Origin of the sequence: Paenibacillus sp. MER 180 (assembly GCF_023713665.1) — a bacterium.
Classification (GTDB): domain Bacteria; phylum Bacillota; class Bacilli; order Paenibacillales; family Paenibacillaceae; genus Paenibacillus_B; species Paenibacillus_B suaedae.
On the sequence record NZ_JAMAVT010000003.1, the window covers coordinates 74667 to 93924 of the forward strand.

19 protein-coding genes are annotated in these 19258 nt (G+C 47.4%); 16 read left to right on the top strand and 3 right to left on the bottom strand.

Annotated elements, in window-relative coordinates; all coding sequences use genetic code 11:
• Positions 1-186: 186 nt before the first annotated feature.
• A complete protein-coding gene (locus M3661_RS05310; protein ID WP_065291286.1) occupies positions 187-915 on the top strand; it encodes a class II aldolase/adducin family protein in 729 nt (242 codons plus the stop codon).
• Between the two features lie 162 nt (positions 916-1077).
• Here the strand turns inward: M3661_RS05310 and M3661_RS05315 are convergent, their stop codons facing one another.
• On the bottom strand, positions 1078-1719 hold the full coding sequence (locus tag M3661_RS05315; RefSeq protein WP_397376495.1) for a stalk domain-containing protein: 642 nt from the start codon (positions 1717-1719) through the stop codon (positions 1078-1080).
• A 286-nt stretch (positions 1720-2005) separates the two neighbouring features.
• Here M3661_RS05315 and M3661_RS05320 point away from each other — a divergent pair, with 286 nt between their 5' ends.
• Positions 2006-2608 (top strand): HD domain-containing protein, encoded by a 603-nt coding sequence (locus tag M3661_RS05320; protein ID WP_251482857.1) that lies wholly within the window; start codon positions 2006-2008, stop codon positions 2606-2608.
• Positions 2609-2684: 76 nt separating this feature from the next.
• Here the strand turns inward: M3661_RS05320 and M3661_RS05325 are convergent, their stop codons facing one another.
• Positions 2685-3098, bottom strand: coding sequence for an N-acetyltransferase (locus M3661_RS05325; RefSeq protein ID WP_251482859.1), 414 nt, complete (start codon positions 3096-3098; stop codon positions 2685-2687).
• A gap of 26 nt (positions 3099-3124) precedes the next feature.
• Complete coding sequence (locus tag M3661_RS05330) at positions 3125-3490, bottom strand: VOC family protein (RefSeq protein WP_251482861.1); 366 nt, start codon at positions 3488-3490, stop codon at positions 3125-3127.
• Positions 3491-3593: 103 nt separating this feature from the next.
• Here M3661_RS05330 and M3661_RS05335 point away from each other — a divergent pair, with 103 nt between their 5' ends.
• The 14 genes from M3661_RS05335 (at position 3594) to M3661_RS05400 (ending at position 19239) form a co-directional block, all read left to right on the top strand.
• Positions 3594-4541: a helix-turn-helix transcriptional regulator gene (locus M3661_RS05335; protein WP_251482863.1), complete on the top strand. Its 948-nt coding sequence runs from the start codon at positions 3594-3596 to the stop codon at positions 4539-4541.
• Between the two features lie 246 nt (positions 4542-4787).
• Entirely contained in the window at positions 4788-5120 is a 333-nt protein-coding gene (locus tag M3661_RS05340; RefSeq protein WP_021253121.1) for a hypothetical protein, read from the top strand.
• Between the two features lie 36 nt (positions 5121-5156).
• Positions 5157-9188 carry a type VII secretion protein EssC gene (essC, locus tag M3661_RS05345; RefSeq protein ID WP_251482865.1) on the top strand — a complete coding sequence of 1344 codons (4032 nt, stop codon included), beginning with the start codon at positions 5157-5159 and terminating at the stop codon, positions 9186-9188.
• A gap of 18 nt (positions 9189-9206) precedes the next feature.
• Entirely contained in the window at positions 9207-10070 is an 864-nt protein-coding gene (locus M3661_RS05350) for a hypothetical protein (RefSeq protein ID WP_083189152.1), read from the top strand.
• 4 nt (positions 10071-10074) lie between these two features.
• The gene (locus M3661_RS05355; RefSeq protein ID WP_251482867.1) at positions 10075-11244 is read left to right on the top strand and encodes a WXG100 family type VII secretion target; all 1170 of its coding nucleotides are present in this window, start codon (positions 10075-10077) and stop codon (positions 11242-11244) included.
• 196 nt (positions 11245-11440) lie between these two features.
• On the top strand, positions 11441-11758 hold the full coding sequence (locus M3661_RS05360; RefSeq protein WP_021253117.1) for a DUF4176 domain-containing protein: 318 nt from the start codon (positions 11441-11443) through the stop codon (positions 11756-11758).
• A gap of 119 nt (positions 11759-11877) precedes the next feature.
• Positions 11878-12153, top strand: coding sequence for a WXG100 family type VII secretion target (locus M3661_RS05365; protein WP_021253116.1), 276 nt, complete (start codon positions 11878-11880; stop codon positions 12151-12153).
• A 100-nt stretch (positions 12154-12253) separates the two neighbouring features.
• Positions 12254-14290 (top strand): hypothetical protein, encoded by a 2037-nt coding sequence (locus M3661_RS05370; protein ID WP_251482869.1) that lies wholly within the window; start codon positions 12254-12256, stop codon positions 14288-14290.
• Between the two features lie 49 nt (positions 14291-14339).
• Positions 14340-15092 carry a vWA domain-containing protein gene (locus tag M3661_RS05375; RefSeq protein ID WP_065291245.1) on the top strand — a complete coding sequence of 251 codons (753 nt, stop codon included), beginning with the start codon at positions 14340-14342 and terminating at the stop codon, positions 15090-15092.
• 119 nt (positions 15093-15211) lie between these two features.
• Positions 15212-16027, top strand: a complete 816-nt coding sequence (locus M3661_RS05380) for a hypothetical protein (protein WP_251482871.1) — start codon at positions 15212-15214, stop codon at positions 16025-16027.
• A gap of 169 nt (positions 16028-16196) precedes the next feature.
• Positions 16197-16736 carry a DUF402 domain-containing protein gene (locus M3661_RS05385; RefSeq protein ID WP_142543123.1) on the top strand — a complete coding sequence of 180 codons (540 nt, stop codon included), beginning with the start codon at positions 16197-16199 and terminating at the stop codon, positions 16734-16736.
• A gap of 429 nt (positions 16737-17165) precedes the next feature.
• A complete protein-coding gene (locus M3661_RS05390) occupies positions 17166-18158 on the top strand; it encodes a phosphotransferase (protein ID WP_251482873.1) in 993 nt (330 codons plus the stop codon).
• Between the two features lie 56 nt (positions 18159-18214).
• The gene (locus M3661_RS05395; protein WP_021253110.1) at positions 18215-18469 is read left to right on the top strand and encodes a DUF2164 domain-containing protein; all 255 of its coding nucleotides are present in this window, start codon (positions 18215-18217) and stop codon (positions 18467-18469) included.
• A 2-nt stretch (positions 18470-18471) separates the two neighbouring features.
• Positions 18472-19239 carry a DUF4184 family protein gene (locus M3661_RS05400; protein WP_251482875.1) on the top strand — a complete coding sequence of 256 codons (768 nt, stop codon included), beginning with the start codon at positions 18472-18474 and terminating at the stop codon, positions 19237-19239.
• Positions 19240-19258: the final 19 nt, after the last annotated feature.

Here is a 19258-nt window from a genome sequence, read left to right on the forward strand (position 1 = left end):
CATAAACAATCCACACAAAACAACACAATACATTGACAAAACGGATATAAAGTACGAATATTAAATATATGGCATACGAGGATTCAAACTTTAGATATAAGCCTCTTTATGTTTGATGTGGAGACAAGCCAGAGACACAGGGGGTGTGAAGGATTGAATAAGCTGCAAGCTAACTCAGATACGGAAATGAAAGAACTCATCTGTGAAATCGGTAGAAGGATGTATGCACGGAATTATGTGGCTGCAAATGATGGGAATATTACGATGAAGACGGAAGCGGGTACCATTTGGGCGACACCGACAGGGGTAAGCAAGGGCTATATGACACCTGACATGCTGGTGGAGATGGATATGCAGGGTAATGTTTTGTCGGGTACATACAAGCCTTCTTCTGAAATTAAGATGCATTTGCGAGTATATCAGGAGAACTCGGAGGTACGTGCTGTTGTTCATGCGCACCCTCCAGTGGCAACGGCATTTGCTATTGCGGGGATTGATCTGGATCAAGCTATTTCTCCCGAGGCAATTGTTAATCTGGGACGAGTAGCCGTTGCGCCCTATGCGACACCAGGTACGCAGGAGGTTCCCGATTCGATTGCCCCATATTGCAAAGGATATCATGCTGTGCTCCTAGCGAATCATGGTGCATTAACGTGGGGGAGGGATATGACAGAAGCCTATTTCCGAATGGAATCGCTAGAGCATTATGCACTGATGTACATGTATGCGAGCAGGTTGCTTGGCCGCACGAATGAATTGTCAAGTGAGCAGGTCGCGGAACTCGTAGACATACGAAGCCGGATGGGCGTTACAAGCGGTGGAAATCCATCGTTAAGGCGGCGGGAGGAAGACACCCTCTTCGATCGACTTGCGGATAAGATAGTAGAACGAGTGTTATCCAAATTAAATTCGTAGATATGCGTTTCATCGAGACAGATCCCGAAGTCGGCAAGGTGAAGGGATTACTAGAAATTCAGGATGGATTTTGATTCTAATTTCAGACACATACAGCCCCAAAGAATAGTCACAATCCATGCAGCTGCATCGGATGCGATATCTTTGGGGCTGTTACTTTTTCTAAAGGGAGATATTTATTGTTTTCGCTGACTCATTCCATTCCACAGTGCTTGGCAATGCATCACGAAGCAACTGAAGTGGAACCATGAACTTGCCTTTGTATACAATCATGGGAGCCGTAAGTTTATTAATCGTTCCGTCAATGGAGAAGGTGTAATGGTTATGCTTAATTGGGACAATCACTTGCCGTTCCGATGAAGATATGTAGATTTTGTTGTCTTTAACCGAATAGTTTGCTTGTAGTGCCTTTAAGGTATCGATAAGTGGAAGCATAAGCTGGCTGTCATGGCGTACAGCCTGAATAGGCAGTTTAGTTGCTTCCTTGTTAAGAGTGATGGCAGCAGCTACTTCCGTGACGACAGGTTTGTTTTCTTTTGCCTGTTTATTAGTTGTGTTTGTTGTGTTACCAGGTTTAGCGTTGTTTTTGTTTTTTGTTGTTGATTTACTAGATGATGAAGATTTGGAAGAGTTGGATGATTTGGATGACGAACTCTTCTTAGAAGAAGACTTAGATCCACCATTGTGATAGTGGTATTCCCCATACTCCAGTCCCCATTTTTCGCAATTCGTTCTACACGTATGACCCCCGTTGCTATCTGTTCGGCCAGGGTGTGCGATTGAGATCGATGAGAATGTCGTCATCGCAACGATACAAGCAGTACTTACGGCTATCAGCTTACTCCATCTTACACGTTTCATCGTGGTAACCCCTTTCTATTCGCATAGGTATTATGGATCAATTCTATTATAGTTCCACCACCTCTTAAGAACTAGGAAATATTTGAGAAATGACGAGATAGGTCAATGATTATCGTGTTTTTTGCCATTATGCAATTTCGAATGGCTGTGAGATAATGAGATGTAGAAGCATCTGCAGCAGGGGAATCCTGCACGGATAGCGTAAGGATGACGAAGGGGAATGACGTTCATGGCGGGCATAAATGAAAGATTAATGAAGCAACTTGAATTTGTGAAGGAATTGGATAAATTAAAGAAGGTGTTTCGTCGTTCGTATTTGCTTGATGGAAGCCGCCATGAGAATGATGCCGAGCACACATGGCATTTGACAGCGATGGCAATGCTGCTGCACGAATATACAAGTGAGCGTAATATGAATTTGCTCCGTGTGCTCAAAATGTTAATTATTCATGATGTGGTCGAGATTGATGCAGGGGATACCTTTGCATATGACGCTGAAGGCAATGCAAGCAAGTTCGAGCGCGAGTCAAAGGCGGCCAAGCGGTTGTTTGGCATCCTGCCAGAGGATCAGAAACTGGCGCTAACACAATTATGGACGGAATATGAGCAGCGTCAGACACCGGAAGCGCAATTTGCAGTTGCACTTGATCGCTTGCAGCCGCTGCTTCACAACTATGTGACAGAAGGCAAGTCGTGGAAAGAGCATAAGGTAACGAGTGAGCAAGTGTTGGCGCGGATTCAAGCAATCCGAGATGGGGCTCCGGAACTGGGGAAGCTAGCAGAAGAACTCATCCGCAGTTCAGTGGAGAAGGGATACTTGGCTAACAGCTAACTAATGTCTAGCATCAAACCATGAATAAAGGGGGAAGGAGCGAGTATGCATCCTTCCCTCTTTCCTCCTTGTTCATCTAGACGTAGAGAACCCAACGATTGCGGGTTGCACTCGAACCTTCCAGCTTCCATCCATTATGCTCATAGTATCCATTGAAGCTGGACTGAATAGGGCAGGCTGATTCTATCGGATGAGGAGCAAAAGTATCCAGCATTTGTCGCAACAGATGCTGCCCCCTGAACGGTTCCGCTACAGCAAATTGATAGAGAGAGAGGCGCTCACTCCCTTTGCGAGGGTAGAACCGCAATGCTCCAGCCAAGCGCAGGCCGATGACGGCGACAAGCAGCTGCTTGCGTCTTATTGCAGCAGCAACCCCATCTGGACAGCGAAGCTCTCCGCTTGTCACCCCATCATGATGCAGATCTATTCTTTCATTGAAGAAATGCGTAATTGCGCTCGTTTCTTCCCATTTTGCCAGTCGTATGTACACCGCAATCCCATCCTCAATATTCTTCACTATTTGCCAACTAGAACGAACACGTTGTGATCTGGAGCTTCCATAACGGCAACGTGTCCAGATTCGGTAGGGAACGGTTCTCGAATCCAATGAATATCAGTCCGCTCTTGCAGCTTCGCATACGTCTCTCGTACATCATCAACGAGAAGTTCGATATCGATTTCTTTCAACTCAGGGTTGTTCTGCAGCACAAGCTCTGAGCTGCGTTCATCTGGGAAAGACAACCCCACAATTGTCCATGATTCCCCATTTGGAAGAGGGCGTGTGATCGTCCAACTCTCTTTTAACCCAATTGCGGTGTAGAAAGCAACGGATTCCTCTATGTTGGCAGTATATAATGCGGCACATTCCATTTTTCGTATCATTCTATTTCCTCCTTGTATCTCGTACTGCTCATACTGTACCATCTAACTATGACAAATGATGTCATGGTTATGAAATCGTTTTACGATAGGGGGAGTCTTGGACATGAACAAATCCCAGCGACTCATTGAGTTGATGATGATCGTGAACAAGAAGCAGCAGTTTACCGCGCGTGAGCTGGCGGAAGAAAGTGGTGTATCGGTACGGACAATATTGCGGGATTTGCGCCAATTAGAAGAGCTTGGTGTTCCTCTATATACGGAGTATGGACCTAGGGGCGGGTTTCGTTTGTTGAAGGAGAAGCTGCTTCCGCCGCTGACATTTCTGGAGCAGGAGGCGTTTGCTATCTTTTTCGCCGTTCAGCTGCTGCAAGAATATAAGACAATCCCATTTGGCAAGGATACCACGAGAGCGTTATCGAAGTTCTATCAGGTGCTGTCTCCACATACACAAAAGCAAATCGACGCGATGAAGCGCTGTGTACGATTTTGGGTTCCTCCTCGTGAACAGGATATACCGCATTTGCAGCAATTGCTGCATGCTTCGCTCGACAATAAGGTGATCCAGATCCGTTATGCTTCCATCAGAGGAGAGGAATTGCGCGACATCGTCCCAATCGGCCTATATGCCCATAATGGATATTGGTATTGCCCAGCCTACTGTATGGAGCGGAAAGGGTATCGGTTGTTCCGTGCGGATTGCATGCTTGAGGTGAGCGAGGTAGAGCAGCATACGGTACCTATGTTAGAGCTAATGAGCTTGGAAGAGTGGTTCGAGCCTCCCCAACTGAAGGGCGATGTTGTTGCCATTTATGTTGAATTGACGAAGCTTGGGGTTCGGAAATGTCAAACCGATCCATGGTTGGATAAGTCGCTGACTGTGCGCGAAGATGGAACGGGTGTGATCAATCACGTGATCGCGGCGACTGAAGTAGGCTATTTGGCGGACATTCTGTTTGGAATGGGGACAGATGCGCATGTCATCGAACCTCCAGAGATTATAGAGTTGATTCAGCAGAAGGCGAAGCAGTTAATTGCACAATATCAACACTAAGAGAGGTACACTATGAATCTCTATTACCAGTCTATTTGAGGGATATTCTGGGGTTAAACCCCGTCTTTGGGCTTATTGTAATTGTGTGATCCCAATATATACTAAACAGAGAAGTAATAGATTTGGAGTAAATTTGGTAGGAATAACGAATTAATAGAGTGTTATTTCACATAAATTGACAATAATAGTCAAATGGTGCTAGAGTTGACTTATCACTACGTGCTGGTGTGAGAGGTGCCTTAGCTTATGATACTTACCGTCTCTTTTGGAAGACAAGGCCGTGAGTGGTTCGATATTGATGTAGCGGATGATTGTACAGTAGTTCAGTTGAAGGCAATACTTGGACTGAAGCTATTCGGAGAACCACCGAAGAATCATATGCAATATATATTGGAAGTCAAGCAGCCAGAAGGATTATGGAGTACTGTTCCTGAGCAGCAGCGTTTGCTGGAGGCAGGTGTCCGTGAAGGGGCATACATTCGCGTACAGCGAGCGTTCTCCACGACTACAGATTCAGCACCATCGTTTGGTCGCCGAGCATTGTTCCAACTCGATGAGGCTGATGAACATACTGAGTAGTCGTGACAAGAGGAACGAGACGAGGAGTTGTTCAATGTGAACGTGATGTATCAGAGATCGCCTCGCATTAAGCCGGAATTACCAGAGGAGAAGCTTGAGATATTACGGCCTCCTGCTGAACCGTCGCGTCCGACGTTCTCTATCGTTACACTGATTATTCCGATTGTGATGACCTTGGTCAGTATCGGATTCTACATATATATGTCCATGTCAGGGAAGATGGGCAATAGTAACTATATGATGTTTCAAATGATTACCATTTCGATGATGCTTATGTCTTATACGCTTCCATTTTTCTTGTATTTGAGCAACAAAAGACAGTACGTGCGCAAGCAGGCGGAACGAAGTCAGATGTATCTGGCTCAATTGGAGAAGCATCGCCTGGAGATTATCGAGAAGCAACACGAGCAGCGAGCAGCGATGTATGCGATTCATGGTGATCCAGATGTGTGCCATCAAATTGTGAAAAATCGCAACAGCAGCCTGTGGGAACGCGGGCCTTTTGATGTTGATTTTATGGATGTTCGCATTGGCACCGGAGAAGTGCCTTTTTATATGCCAATCATTACTCCGCGAACCGATGGCTACGAGAAGGATCCGCTTATCGAGGCGGCTCATAAGCTCGAACAAGATTCTCGCAGTGTAGATGAGGTTCCAATTACCTTGCCGTTGTATGAGTCGAAGGTAGTCGGAATCGTTGGAGACAGAGCTTCCGTTATGGAAGCAGTACGGATTGTGATTGCTCAGCTGACGACAAGGCATTCGCCTGATGAGGTGAAGCTAGCTGCGCTCTACGATGAGCAGGAAGCAGAGAATTGGGGCTGGCTGCGATGGCTTCCGCATACATGGAATGATGATCGCACACAGCGTTATTTGGCTGATCGGCGTAGTACGGCGCATCAATTGGCTGATCAATTGTATGGAATTCTAAATCGTCGCAAGAGTTTCCAGACGACCGGCGAGAAGAAGAAGCAGCTTCCCATTTATGTTGTTCTGCTGCAGGATAGCCAAATGATCGAGGAAGAGCCGCTATATCCTCTTCTATTAGAAGAAGCGAGCCGAGTGGACAGCTGTACCCTAGTGCTGTCTGATCGCAAGGAGCGGCTTCCGATGCAATGCCGCCTTATTGTAGAAGTCGGTGCAGATACTGCTGTATCTACGCAAAAAACGGATCAGGAGGGGATCGTTCAGCATTCCTTCCATATGGATCATTTATCTGCTGACAAGATCGATACGCTGGCAAGATATATGGCGCCGATTCGCTTGAAGCGTTCGGCTGCTTCAGATCTTCCACCCGTTCTATCGTTGTTCGATATGTTCGGTGTAGAACAAGTTGAGCAATTGAAGCTGGTGGAACGCTGGAATCGAAATCGATATCCAGATACATTGCCAGTGCCCGTAGGTGTGCGTGCTGGTGGCAAGCTGGTGTCCTTGAATCTCCATGACAAGATTGAACGCAAGGGGCATGGTCCACATGGACTTCTCGCAGGAACAACAGGCTCAGGCAAAAGTGAGGTTATTCAGTCGCTAATTGCTTCACTGGCAGCTGAATACCACCCTCATGATGTGGCCTTCATGCTGATCGACTACAAGGGCGGAGGAATGTCTAATACGTTCGAGAAACTTCCTCATGTCGTAGGAACCATTACGAATCTAGACGAGAGCCTGATCGAACGTGCACAGGTATCGCTTCGTGCTGAGCTGATTCGCAGACAACACATCTTGAATGATGCGGGAAACATGCAGCATATTGACGAGTATTACAAGTCGCCGCTTCGCTATCAGAATCCGCTGCCTCACTTGATCATCATCATTGATGAATTTGCTCAGCTTAAGAAGGAGCAGCCAGAATTCATGGATGAGTTGATCAGTATAGCAGCTATTGGACGTACATTAGGTGTTCACTTGCTGCTGGCGACTCAGAAGCCTGCCGGGGTAGTGGATGAGAAGATATGGAGCAATACACGATTCCGCATCTGCCTTCGTGTTCAGAGTGAAGGCGATAGCCGGGATATGCTCAAAATTCCGAATGCAGCTTGGATTACGCATCCGGGGCGCGGGTATTTTCAGGTGGGCAGTGACGAAGTGTTCGAGGAGATGCAATTCGCATGGAGCGGAGCCCCTTATCTGGTAAAGCGTCAGGAAGGTCAGCCGCTGCGAATTGAAGTGAGCGAGGTTCGTCTGAACGGGAAGATGGAGGCTTTGCTGCCTAGTGATACACTATTGTCGGCCTATGATGAGCAAGATCAGCTGAAGCAGCTTCAAGTATTCATTGATGCTGTTGCCGAGGCGGCATGGTGTGAGGGAATTAATCGATTGCAAGGGCCATGGCTCGACCCGCTGCCACAAGAGCTAGGACGCAGTGAATTGTTCAAGCGTACACGGACGTTGTCAGGTGTTACAGGTGATTCTAAGGGAATACAACCAATTGTAGGCTTGCTGGATGATGTCATGAACCAACGGCAGGAGCCGCTTGCCATCGAAATGGATCATGAACATTGGGCAGTATACGGAATGCCGGGAACGGGCAAGACAACATTTGTGCAGACACTTCTCATGTCTCTCGCTGAGCAGTATGAACCTGATGTCTGGCACGGCTATGTTGTGGATATGGGGCGTATGCTGAAGGATTATGCTGACTTGCCTCATGTGGGCGCGGTAATTGCAGGTGAGGATGAAGATAGACTTAAGCGGCTGTTCCGCTATCTTCTAGCGAAGGTAAAGGAACGAACAGAGATGTTGTCCGAAGCCGGCGTCAAGACGATTGCTTCTTATCGGCAGGTAACACAGCTATTGGTGCCGAATATTGTTGTTATCATTGACGGGTATTTGAATTTCCGAACTTCCTATCCGGATGAGAATGAATGTTTGGAATATTTGCTTCGAGAAGGCGGCAGCTTGGCCATTTCATTCGTGATTACAGCCAATCGAGTAACCGATATTTTTGACAAATTTCGTAGCAATATATCGAATGCGATTTCGTATGAGTTAGCCGATCCAAGCGACTATTACTTTGCTGTGGGCAGACCGGCTAGAACGCCGGCGCGGCTGCAGGCAGGTCGCGGACTCATTAAGCATAACGGAGTACCGATCGAATTCCAGACTGCTTATCCTGCGGATGGGAACAATGATGTAGAACGTGTTCTTCAGTTGCGTTCACAGATTCGATTGATGCACAATTCCTGGCAAGGGGCTGCAGCCCCACTCATTCGCAGCTTGCCTGAGCGTGTGCGTCTTAGTGAACTGCTGAAGCTGCACGACGATTCATACGAGGAAATCGAGATCATAGAAGCGGAGCAGTTGCAATGCTCGGAACGGTTGCAACCCGTGCCTGTTGGCGTGCGCACAGATGATTTGGAGCCATATCTGGTCAATTTGAAGGAAGGTCCTCACTTCGTCGTCGCAAGTCCTATGGAGAGCGGCAAGACCTCATTCCTTACGAGCTGGATGCTGTCTTTGGCTTATCATATGTCTCCAGAACGTTTGCATATCTATGCGATTGATGTTCGATATGGGGACAATGGCGTTGCTTCGCTAAGAGACTTGCCTCATGTAAGGGAGATTGTAACAGAGGAAGAGCGAATTCCTGGATTCATTCAGCAAGTATATGATCAGGTCGCGTCCCGAAGTAAGGATGGAGGGGATCCAATCCTACTGCTGGTTATGGATGATGCAGATATGCTGTGCAAGCAGCTCACAGATTACACGGTCAAAGATCAACTGTCTGCGATCGTACGCCAAGGTCGGGATAAAGGGGTACATCTCGTATTGGCAGGGGTTCCGTCTGATTTTCCAACCTTCGGGGTGGACTGGTTTAACGATGTCAAAGCATCGCAAGCTGGATTTTTATTTGGGACGATTGATGCGAATGATCTGTCCTTCTTCCGAATCCCGATCTCAGAGTCGCAGTCTTCTGGTCCTAGTGGGTCGAAGGTGCTTCCACCTGGTCAAGGATATTTTGTTAGACGTAAATTTACAAAAATAAAGACAGCAATACCCTACGATGAAAAATGGACTCCGGCCGCATGGACAACACATATACATAAACGTTGGAAAGTGCGGGTCTGATGGGGGGTGGACACATTGGTGACGAGTAACGAACCATATCTACAAGCGCAAGATGGCAGAAGTGGTATTGAGCTTCACGTAAAAGAATTGTATTTTCTTGCTGGAATCATTGGATCTGATCGCTTGCTTGGGATCGAGGATCCATTTCGGGGCTATCTAACTGAGGAAATTGCAGAAGAATGGAATAAGGTCAAAGCTGCGCTGCTGCGCAAGGGATACTTAACAGAAGAGCCTGGAGGCAGAGAGCTGGCTATGCCATCTCACGTCTATTCAACGGTAGCGGTAACGGGATTGGCAAATCGATCCTGCTGGGTTCGGTTTTCAAATGCAGCAGATGAGGGGCCTAATCGCGAAGTATACGAAGGCTATTTTCATTTTACGAATGAATTAGTCATCGAACGAGCACAGAAGCGGCTCCAACCGGAAATTTGCTCCTTTCGAGAATATGACTCGACAAATGAGGCATGTTCCGTCATTGTGAACCGTATGAACTGGGCTGATCAGCCGGAAAGTGAGATAACCGCTGTTATGTTGTCTAAGAGGCATTTCCATAAACTGTATGAGCATGCGGCTGAGCTTACCGTAGAGCAAATGACTAGTCAGCTAATGACCTTCGATGGAGAGGAAGCGGGAGCAATGGCCCTGGCGCATTCGCTGAAGCATCGTACCGCAGAAGGGGAGCTCTTGTTTCTTGTGTGGAATGAGAAAAGCTGGGATGTACAGGGAGCTGCTTTTCTCGTCGGAGGTTCCCGCAATTGGCTTATTCGGCAAAGCTCCAAAGGTGATGAGGATTGGCTGACTGCCACATTAACAACAAAGGAACAACTAGAAGGCCTGTTAATCGAGTGGGAACGCCAGCATTCTATAGAAGAAGGAAGGTGACATCGTGCGCATTATCGTAACGCCGGATGCGCTTCGTCAGGGGAGCCGTCAGTTGCAGGCAACAGCGGAGCAATTAAATGCGATTCAATCGTCATTGGAACGTTCTCTGCAGACGCTGGAGTGGGAGGTTTCTATTAAGGCTGCGATCGGAGAAAAATGGCAGCAAGCTTCTCGGTTATCGGCTCAAATACATACGCTTTTGTTTGATTTAAGCCAGCAGCTTCAGTCCAAGGCGGATCAGTTTCAATCAGCTGATCAGCAAGCGCACCCGATTCTAGGCCATGCCTATCAAATCGGTTCGGCGGCGTCATTATATTCAACGATAGGGATAGGGGGGGCATCACTGATTATCCCTGCTCTAGGGACACAGGTAGGCGCCATATCGAACCCAAATGCGGTTGTTCGGGCGATTGGCACACAAGAGGATAAAGGTTCAGGCGGTTGGAATTGGAAGCCAACGACTCCTGAAATGTATGGCTATGGCAAAGACGGATACCGCATGATCAATATGGCGAAGAGCGGGTTCAATGTGAATGTTCGTGGAGACGGCTATGTGACAATCAGCGGTGCAAGATCGAAATTCGCACTGTCTGAGGGGATTCGAGGAACGAGATATGCGGCATCGAATGCAGGGAATCATGCAAATGTGTGGAAATTCGTTGATCCAGTAGTTGCAGCCAAGGAATCGCTCTCTATCAAGGGATGGAGTGCCAAGCTTGGATATGCGGGGCTTGCATACGATACAGGTACCGCAGTCATGACGGATTACGAGAAGGGTGGCCCTAGTCGTGCAGCTGCCAGTACTGTTGTGAATGGATCAATCGGAGTAGGTACCATGGCAGCGAGTGCTGCCGTGGGAGCCTGGGTAGGTTCAGTCGTTCCTGTTGCCGGCACTATTGTAGGGGCAGGTGTAGGGCTAGCAACAGGAGCTGCTATCTCTATGGTTACGGAGGTAACCATTAACGGCAAGTCTATCAAGACCCATGCGGTTGATGCCGTTGACACTGTGGTGGATACCATGACTGATACCGTTGCGAGCGGAACGAAAGCGGCAACTGAAGCCGTTCAAGATGGCGTTAAAGCGGTGAAGAGCGGTGCAACGAAGGCTGCTGGCAAAGTCGTGAATAAGGTTTCAGATATGTTCGGTTCAGTAGGTAAACTGCTGCCTAGTTGAAGCTATTAAAACGGGTCTAATAGACTGACCTAATTTATGACATAGGAACTATATTATGATATTTATTTATCGCTCTGTAGGATCAGAATACTGCTCATGTTATTTGTACATTGGTTAATATGATCAGCTCGTCGCATCGCGTGTGCAGCTTCGATAAGAATTGTAGGATGCAAGAGTAGAAAGGGAAGGATGAATTATGGGGAATCAGACTGAACAACAACATGTTGGGAATGGAGAGGATGCATTGCTTCCACTCGGCTCTATCGTACTGCTGCATGAAGGAAGCAAAAAATTAATGATATATGGCCGCAAGCAGCTGCAGATCACTACGAACCGTTTGTTCGACTATTTGGGAGTCATATATCCTGAAGGGTATATTGACGAGAACTACTCCTATTTATTCAATCAGGAAGACATTGAAATGATTGTCCACGTTGGCTATACCGATGTGGAAGAAGAGCAGTTCCAACTCGTACTTCAGAGCGTTCCTCAGGCTCAGGAGTCCACATTTTAGAATTAGGACTGCAGACTCTTTTAAATTTGTAATAGATTTCATGTACAATTATGAATAGAAATATTTGCATAATTTATTTGTCGTTCAAATGTCTATGTCTACCAAAAGGAGGAACAAACATGGCGGGTCGCATTTTAATTACACCGGAACAGGTTGATCAAGTGTCGAATCAATTCAAGCAGGGTGGAGATCAGAGTCAACAGATCGTAGCTACCCTGACACAGGCTATTCAAGGAATGGAAGGTCAATGGGAAGGGATGACGAAACAGCGCTTCTTCCAAGAATTCCAAGAAGCAAGCAAGCAGATGCAATCCTTCGTTCAAACCTTGAACACAATTAGCGAAGAATTGAAGGCTATTGCGCAGAAGTTCCGCTCTGTGGATGAACAGCGCTAATCGTTCAATTCTTACTTGAATACAAAGAGGAAGCCGGGCGTAGGACACTCCCGGTTTTTCTTACATCATACAGATGCATCATCTCGGGAGGATAGGAATTATGTCATTTCAGCCACAATCAGGAGATACGATCATTATTCAAGATATCGAATATCGGTTCGGCGAACATCCGGCAGCTCCTGGCCTCGTATATGCGCAGGCTGGCAGACAGGGTGTCATCTATCAGCTGCTTCCAACCCGAGGAGATGCTGTAGAGGCAAAGGCGCTCAAAGTGTTCCATCCGAAGTATCGTATCCCTGCGATGGTATATCAATCTGAGCTGCTCGATACCTATAGTGAGCTTCCAGGACTAAGCGTGTGCAGTCGGAACGTATTGACCCCTGAGAAAAACGGAGGACTTATCCAGAAGAGCACGGATTTGCTCTATGCAGTGGTAATGCCGTGGATACATGGCCCGACGTGGCTGGATATCGTTGCAGAACATAATCGGCTGACACGCCAAGACAGCCTGCAGATTGCCAAATCGCTGGCACGAGTATGCTCCGGCATGGAGCAGCGAGGTCTGGCACATTGCGATTTGTCTGCGCCGAATGTCATGCTTCCGTTTTTCTCGGAAGTTAAGCAGAGTTCGAAGGCATTATCGATTGAACTGGTAGATGTGGAGCAGCTCTATAGTCCTAAGATGGATCGACCGGATGTGCTGTTCAGTGGCTCTCCAGGATATGCTGCACATCGTGCGCTGCTGACAGGGATGTGGAGTGCATATGCAGATCGATTCGCAGGCAGCATTCTTCTTGCAGAGATGCTTGGTTGGTCATCTCAGCAGATCGTGGATAAGGCATGGGGCGAGAGCTATTTCGACCAACGTGAAATGCAAACCTCCTGCGAGCGTTATGAGGGATTGAAGCATGTATTAACAGAACGATATGGCGGCAAAGTATCGGATCTGTTCTCACGCGCTTGGGAAAGCCAGGATTTGAGCAGTTGTCCGACCTTCGGTGAATGGTTGATTGTGCTTAATGGCGTAGACGAAGAAGAACAGATCGTTATGGACATTAAGCAGCAGAATGCGCCAGAAGGAACGCAAGCGATTCATGAGCAGCGTTCAGAGGATAAAGCGATAGATAAAGAGGCGGAAGGATGCACAAAGAATTCTGCTGTACAACCCGATGCAGTATCCGCCCCCCTTATTCCTGCCCGGGCCGATGTTGATCCGGATGTGGTCAATCGCCTGTTCCGGCAGGCAAGAGAACTAGAAGAGCAAAATCAACTGCAAAGTGCCTTGGAAGTGTACCGATCGGCTCATCATTTTGTTGAGAAGGAAAGTCCGATGCATATTGAGCTGGCTGCGGCGATTCAAGACTTGGAGCAGAAGCTTGCAAGGGAAGCAGATCAAATGCCACGGTCTAAGGTCAAGCTAGGGAAGCGAGCGATTGCGATCATTAGTGTAGCGTCAGCACTCCTATTGCTTGGCTGTGGAGCTTTTGTGGTGAATCAGATGAACGAAGATGCGGTCAAGAAGGCTGCGGAAGAACAAGCGCTGCTTGACGCGAAGACTCAACATTTGAAGGCGGGAGAGGAACGGAAGCAGGAAGAAGCAAAACGGCTTCGTGAGGAAGAACAGCGCAAGGAGGAAGCGCGCAAGCAAGAGGAACAGCAACGCAAGGAAGATGAGCAGAAGCGCATAGAGGAACAGCAGCGCATCAAGAAGCTGGAGGAACAGAAGAAGAAGGATGCGGAGCGGAAACGCCTGCAGGCCCAGTATGATCAACAAGAGCAATATGAGAAGTATGTGGAGTGGAAGAAGAAGCGGGATGAACAGCTGAAAATAGAACAGGCTCGCGAGCAGGAGCGCAAACGGCTGGAAGCGGCACAGGCCGCACAGGCTGCGGAGAAAGCTGCTCAAATAAAGAAGATTCGCAGTCGTGATGTGGTACTGCTGATTGCCTCTTACAATAAGGCGTATAATGCACTATCAAGAAATAATGTGAATAATGCTTCAAAGTATGCATTAGAGTTTACAGAACGGTATGAAAAGGATCCAGACTACTTCAAAAATGTAGGCAAGGTGGGGACGAGGGCCGGACATATTTATAAGTTCTTGAATGATACGTCCTATATGCTGCCTGATATTTAGCGCGGATCAGGCACGATTGAAATAACATGCTATGAGGTGAATTGGACGGATGAACTACACGATACAGGCTTCACAGCGCACGCCTGCACTTCTCATCTATTTAATTGATATCAGTGCTTCCATGAATATGACGATGGCCGGAAGACGGCGAATCGATGTGGTATATGAAGCATTATCCCAAGCGATTCGACAGATGGTATTCCGTTCTACGAAAGGAAATCGTCTGACACCGCGCTATCGCATTGCAATATTGGCCTACAGTGACGATGTCTATGATGTGCTGAATGGCATCAAGGGAATTGACGAAATTGCAAGCATGGGGGCATTGCCGGATTTGACGCCGGTTCGCTTCTCTGATGCAGCCAAGGCGTTCCTTCAGGCAGAGAGACTGCTGGAGGCCGAGCTGCCTCATATGCAGGACTGCCCTGCTCCGCTAATTTGCCATATGACAGATGGAGTAGCTACTGGGGATGATCCAGCGCCAATTGCTAGGCGGATTATGCAAATGAGTGTGCCGGATGGCAATGTGCTTATCGAGAATATATTTATTACGGATCACATGTTGGATACACCAATTGAAGAACCCCGCAGGTGGAAGGGGATCGTGCAGGATACCATTCTTACCGATGAACATGCACAGAAGCTGCGAAGCATGTCTTCGATCTTGCCGGAAAGCTATCGTGAGATGTTGGTGGAGGCGGATTATCACCTCTCATCAGGAGCCCACATGATGCTGCCCGGAAATTGTCCAGAGCTGGTCTCGATCGGATTCCAAATGTCTGCCGCTACTCCTGTGCGTTAATTGATTCCTAACGAAGGGACTTCACAATGAGGAGAGATTGCAGGAAGCTATTCAATCTCCGTATGCCTATTGTACAACGATACAGCTTGGATTACGTAAGAAAGGCAGGGTGAATCCGATTGAGTCTGACATCCTTTCACTACCGTTGTTCCCAACAGGTGGATCAGCCGTTAATGACGATCGAGCAATCCTCTTTTCGCTGTAGATTTGCTTACGCACGAGCGGGAGAGACGGCGCAATATAAGGATAACAATCAAGATTATTTGGCCTTTCGCATAGATGGTGGTTCGCTCAGCTTTGTATTATGCGATGGGGTCAGTTTGAGCTACCAAGGAGATTTTGCTGCGAGGTTTCTAGGTGCCCATCTATTGGACTGGATTGCTGTTCAGTCTGAATTGAATGCCGAGTCTTTGCATGCTTATCTGGATTCTCTACGTGATGCAGCAGCTGAGCAAATGTCTGGGCTGCCGATTCCCTCGGGACTCCCTCCACTTGTAAAGGAAGTATTGGAAGACAAGAAACGAATCGGGAGCGAGGCGATGTTCACCTGCGGGCGGATCGATGGCACTGATGGAACGGATGAAGCAGAGCCGTATAGTCGAATATGGCTTGCATGGCATGGGGACGGGCGACGTCGGTTATGGCAGCATGGACAAGAAAGCTGCAATCTGTTCGAGACTTCCAGCTCAAGTGGAGAACGGTGGTCAGTCTATCGTGGTCTCATCGGCGGAAGAGCTCATACCTTGCACCACCATATTGAAGGCAATGCACCCTTTCGGCTGATGGTGTATACCGACGGGTTATCCGAATTGGACAGCCTGTCGTATCCGCCTGCAGACGAACTGCTTCGCCACAAGCTGGAGCATCGAAATGGAGAAATGCTGGAGGATGATGTGTCTCTGCTCGACATAAGCTGGTCATCTTGCGGAAAATAAGGAGATATGACAATATATCACATGCCGAACGCTTGCGAGTAAGGTATAATCGTAGCAAAGGAAATTTGAAGCTGGGCCTCTCTTGTCTATCTGCAGATACAGGTGACGAACTGCAGTGCTCGACAATGGGAAATAAAGAGACGGCATCCGAGCTGAGGAAGGTTGCCACATGAAGAGAAAACACGCAGATCGCTACGATTGGAAACGGATTTTGTCCAAGCAGTTCGCGCTAACTGAAGTAGATTCTCCGGAATTTACAGGCTACATCTCTCTGATTAAATTCAATGCGGTGCGGCAGCCGTTAACAGTGACAATGGACGGGAAGAGAATAAAGCTCGTAGATACAGGATATTGCTGGATGCAATATTTCCCCTTGCATGAGCATTATTCAATTACGACTGTATTTGATGAACAGGGAGAGGTCATGCAGTGGTACGTGGATGTTTGTGAACCGGTCGGAACGGATGATCGGGGCATCCCCTATTTCGACGACTTGTACTTGGACGTTGTGCTGCTGCCATCGGGCCATATCTTCCTCTTGGATGAAGATGAGCTGGAAGAAGCTCTGGAGTGGGGACGCATTACCCATGATCAATACAGCACAGCTGTGAAAGAAGCTTCCCGACTCGTTCATGAAGTGAAGGAACACCCATTAGTTAGACGAAGTAAAGAGGACTTTATAATGATGCAGCAATTGCTTGTGCCATGAGAGAAGACTGATATCAGTCTTCTTTATTTCTTTATAGCACTTGTTCGCATTTCTGCATAACTTGACCCGTATTTAAATCCTATCTATAACTGGAAATTATTTCGTATTGGTATACAGTAGGCTAGTCTAGTTCTAGTCACCGTAAGCCAACCAATTTTCAACTCTCATTTGACCAAGGGATGGGTATGGGTTGAAACTTTTTCCATACCTGATGCGTCTAAGATATGTACCTTGCAGTTTGGTTGATACAGAAGTGAACAGCCTATTCTTCGTTGAGCTGTGGGTATGGATATACCAGCCCAACAGCAATTGTCATGTATGCGCTCACACTGGCCTTGCTTCTTTTCGCTGCTGTACTCACATTGCGCAAATAGGAAGGGAACGTAAAAAGAGAGTATGTCAGTCTGACATGAAAAGGGTGGGGGTCAAATGCATTTTCCAGTTGTATATTCTACATTATGCGAGCAAGCACTAAAGGAATGGATAGAAGAGAATTATGCTGTAGGCAAGGTTCAGCGGGTTGAATTTTTGCTGCGCGGAATGAACGATACCTATAAGGTGCATGGCGATGACGCCCTGTATATTTTCCGTGTATATCGTGGGGATTGGAGAAGACACCAGGCAGTGGTTGAATTTGAGATGGATTTCCTTCTTCATCTACAAGCTGAGGGGATATCCGTATCCTCACCGATTACGGCATTGAATGGGGAACGTGTTCATCCGCTCCAAGCGCCTGAAGGTATTCGATTTGGCGTCCTGTTCACCTATGCTGTGGGAGAAGAACGCTCAATCGACAATGCCGACATTAGCCGATTGTTCGGACAAGCAGTAGCGCAACTGCACAGTGCAGCAGATACGTTTACAAGTTCATATGAGCGTCCTGTAATGGATCAGAATTATCTAATAGATAAGCCGCTGCAGGTGATTGCTGACCGAATTCAGCATAGGCCCGAAGATGTTCAGAAGTTGATGGCCATTGGCAGCGCATTGAAGGAGCAAATTACACAGTTCTCAGCGCTGGATTGGGGAGTATGTCACGGGGATTTGCATGGAAATACCAATATTAGTTACAGCGGCGATCAGACGTATACTCATTATGACTTTGACTTGTGCGGTTATGGCTACCGCGCTTATGATATAGCAGAATTTCGCTTGGCTCGAGAGGTGCGCTTAGGCAATGATCATGGAAAGCTGTCAGAGTTGTGGGACGCATTCCTAGAAGGCTATCAGTCTGTACGTCAACTTCACGAAGACGATATTCGAGCAGTTCCCGTATTCGTTGCTGCACGTCAGTTGTGGTTAATGGGACTATGTCTCCATGATTCGCATATTGTCGGAAGCATCGAGTCGGGCGATGATTTTATTGATGAGAAGATGGAGTATTTCAACTCGCTGACTGTTGAATTCGCAGGTCGTCTATAATAAGTTCATCGATAGAAGGAAGTAAACAAGCGACTTAGCAACTTAGGAGGGACATCATGAATGTAAAGAAGCTGCCTAGAGAGCAGAAGGAGAAATGGATAGAGGATTTGAAGCAGTATTTTGAGACAGAGCGTGGAGAATCCCTGGGCATGTTCGAGGCAGAGGAGCTAGTTGACTATCTACTGAAGATGTTCGAGCCCTACTTATATAATCAGGCCATCGAGGATGCGCGTGCGATGTTGGAGCAGCGTATGGCTGGCATTGAAGAGGATCTATATGCAATGAAGAAATCGGAGAAGGGCAGCAGATAATCATGCCTTTTACCTTCGCACATCCACTGTATGCTGCACCTGTTCAGCGTCTTGCGCCGCAATACTTAAGTGTGACGGGGCTAGTTCTTGGAAGCATGGCACCTGACTTTGAATATTTTATCATGCTTGAACCGTACCAATTAATGGGCCATACGTGGAAGGGATTGCTGTTGGAAGCAATCCCTCTGAGTGTATTGTTTGCTTTCCTATTTCATCTCATCATGAAGGAGCAGCTTGCTCGTCATTTGCCCTCGTACTTCGAGCTTGATCGGCGATCCTTGGCGTTCGTCTCTACCTGGCGATTACCGTCAATTGGAGCGTGGCTGCTATTTATCCTGTCGGTTTCAATCGGATTTGGTTCTCATGTCTTGGTGGACAGCTTCACCCATCAAAGCGGATGGGCCGTTCAGCAGTTGCCTCAGCTTCAAGCAACCGCTGTCGGTATCCCAATCTATAAATGGATTCAGCATTCCTTATCCATGGTAGGACTTGCTGTTGAAGTGTATTGGATTTATCGAATAGGCAGACAAGTGTCCCCTACGCTTCTGTCTTCTCAGCTGCAGCGTGTGCCGAGCGCAAGGAAGCGTACCTTCTGGGCAATTGTCGTACTCGTCGCAATGCTTACTCTTATGGCTAAGCTATTATTCAGCAGCCGAACGAATTGGATCGGTATCCTAGTTGTTGCACCATTCTCTGGATCGTTACTAGGTCTATTATTGGCTGCCATGCACGCGAAATGGAGTGGAAGAGGTTCTCATCATCCCAAGTAGAGGATGAACTCACCTGTAG

Coding starts and splice junctions, on each gene's coding strand:
- M3661_RS05310 (WP_065291286.1), top strand. CDS start 187: ATGAAAGAACTCATCTGTGAAATCGGTAGAAGGATGTATGCACGGAAT.
- M3661_RS05315 (WP_397376495.1), bottom strand. CDS start 1,719: ATGACGACATTCTCATCGATCTCAATCGCACACCCTGGCCGAACAGAT.
- M3661_RS05320 (WP_251482857.1), top strand. CDS start 2,006: ATGGCGGGCATAAATGAAAGATTAATGAAGCAACTTGAATTTGTGAAG.
- M3661_RS05330 (WP_251482861.1), bottom strand. CDS start 3,490: ATGATACGAAAAATGGAATGTGCCGCATTATATACTGCCAACATAGAG.
- M3661_RS05335 (WP_251482863.1), top strand. CDS start 3,594: ATGAACAAATCCCAGCGACTCATTGAGTTGATGATGATCGTGAACAAG.
- M3661_RS05340 (WP_021253121.1), top strand. CDS start 4,788: ATGATACTTACCGTCTCTTTTGGAAGACAAGGCCGTGAGTGGTTCGAT.
- M3661_RS05360 (WP_021253117.1), top strand. CDS start 11,441: ATGGGGAATCAGACTGAACAACAACATGTTGGGAATGGAGAGGATGCA.
- M3661_RS05365 (WP_021253116.1), top strand. CDS start 11,878: ATGGCGGGTCGCATTTTAATTACACCGGAACAGGTTGATCAAGTGTCG.
- M3661_RS05370 (WP_251482869.1), top strand. CDS start 12,254: ATGTCATTTCAGCCACAATCAGGAGATACGATCATTATTCAAGATATC.
- M3661_RS05375 (WP_065291245.1), top strand. CDS start 14,340: ATGAACTACACGATACAGGCTTCACAGCGCACGCCTGCACTTCTCATC.
- M3661_RS05385 (WP_142543123.1), top strand. CDS start 16,197: ATGAAGAGAAAACACGCAGATCGCTACGATTGGAAACGGATTTTGTCC.
- M3661_RS05390 (WP_251482873.1), top strand. CDS start 17,166: ATGCATTTTCCAGTTGTATATTCTACATTATGCGAGCAAGCACTAAAG.
- M3661_RS05395 (WP_021253110.1), top strand. CDS start 18,215: ATGAATGTAAAGAAGCTGCCTAGAGAGCAGAAGGAGAAATGGATAGAG.
- M3661_RS05400 (WP_251482875.1), top strand. CDS start 18,472: ATGCCTTTTACCTTCGCACATCCACTGTATGCTGCACCTGTTCAGCGT.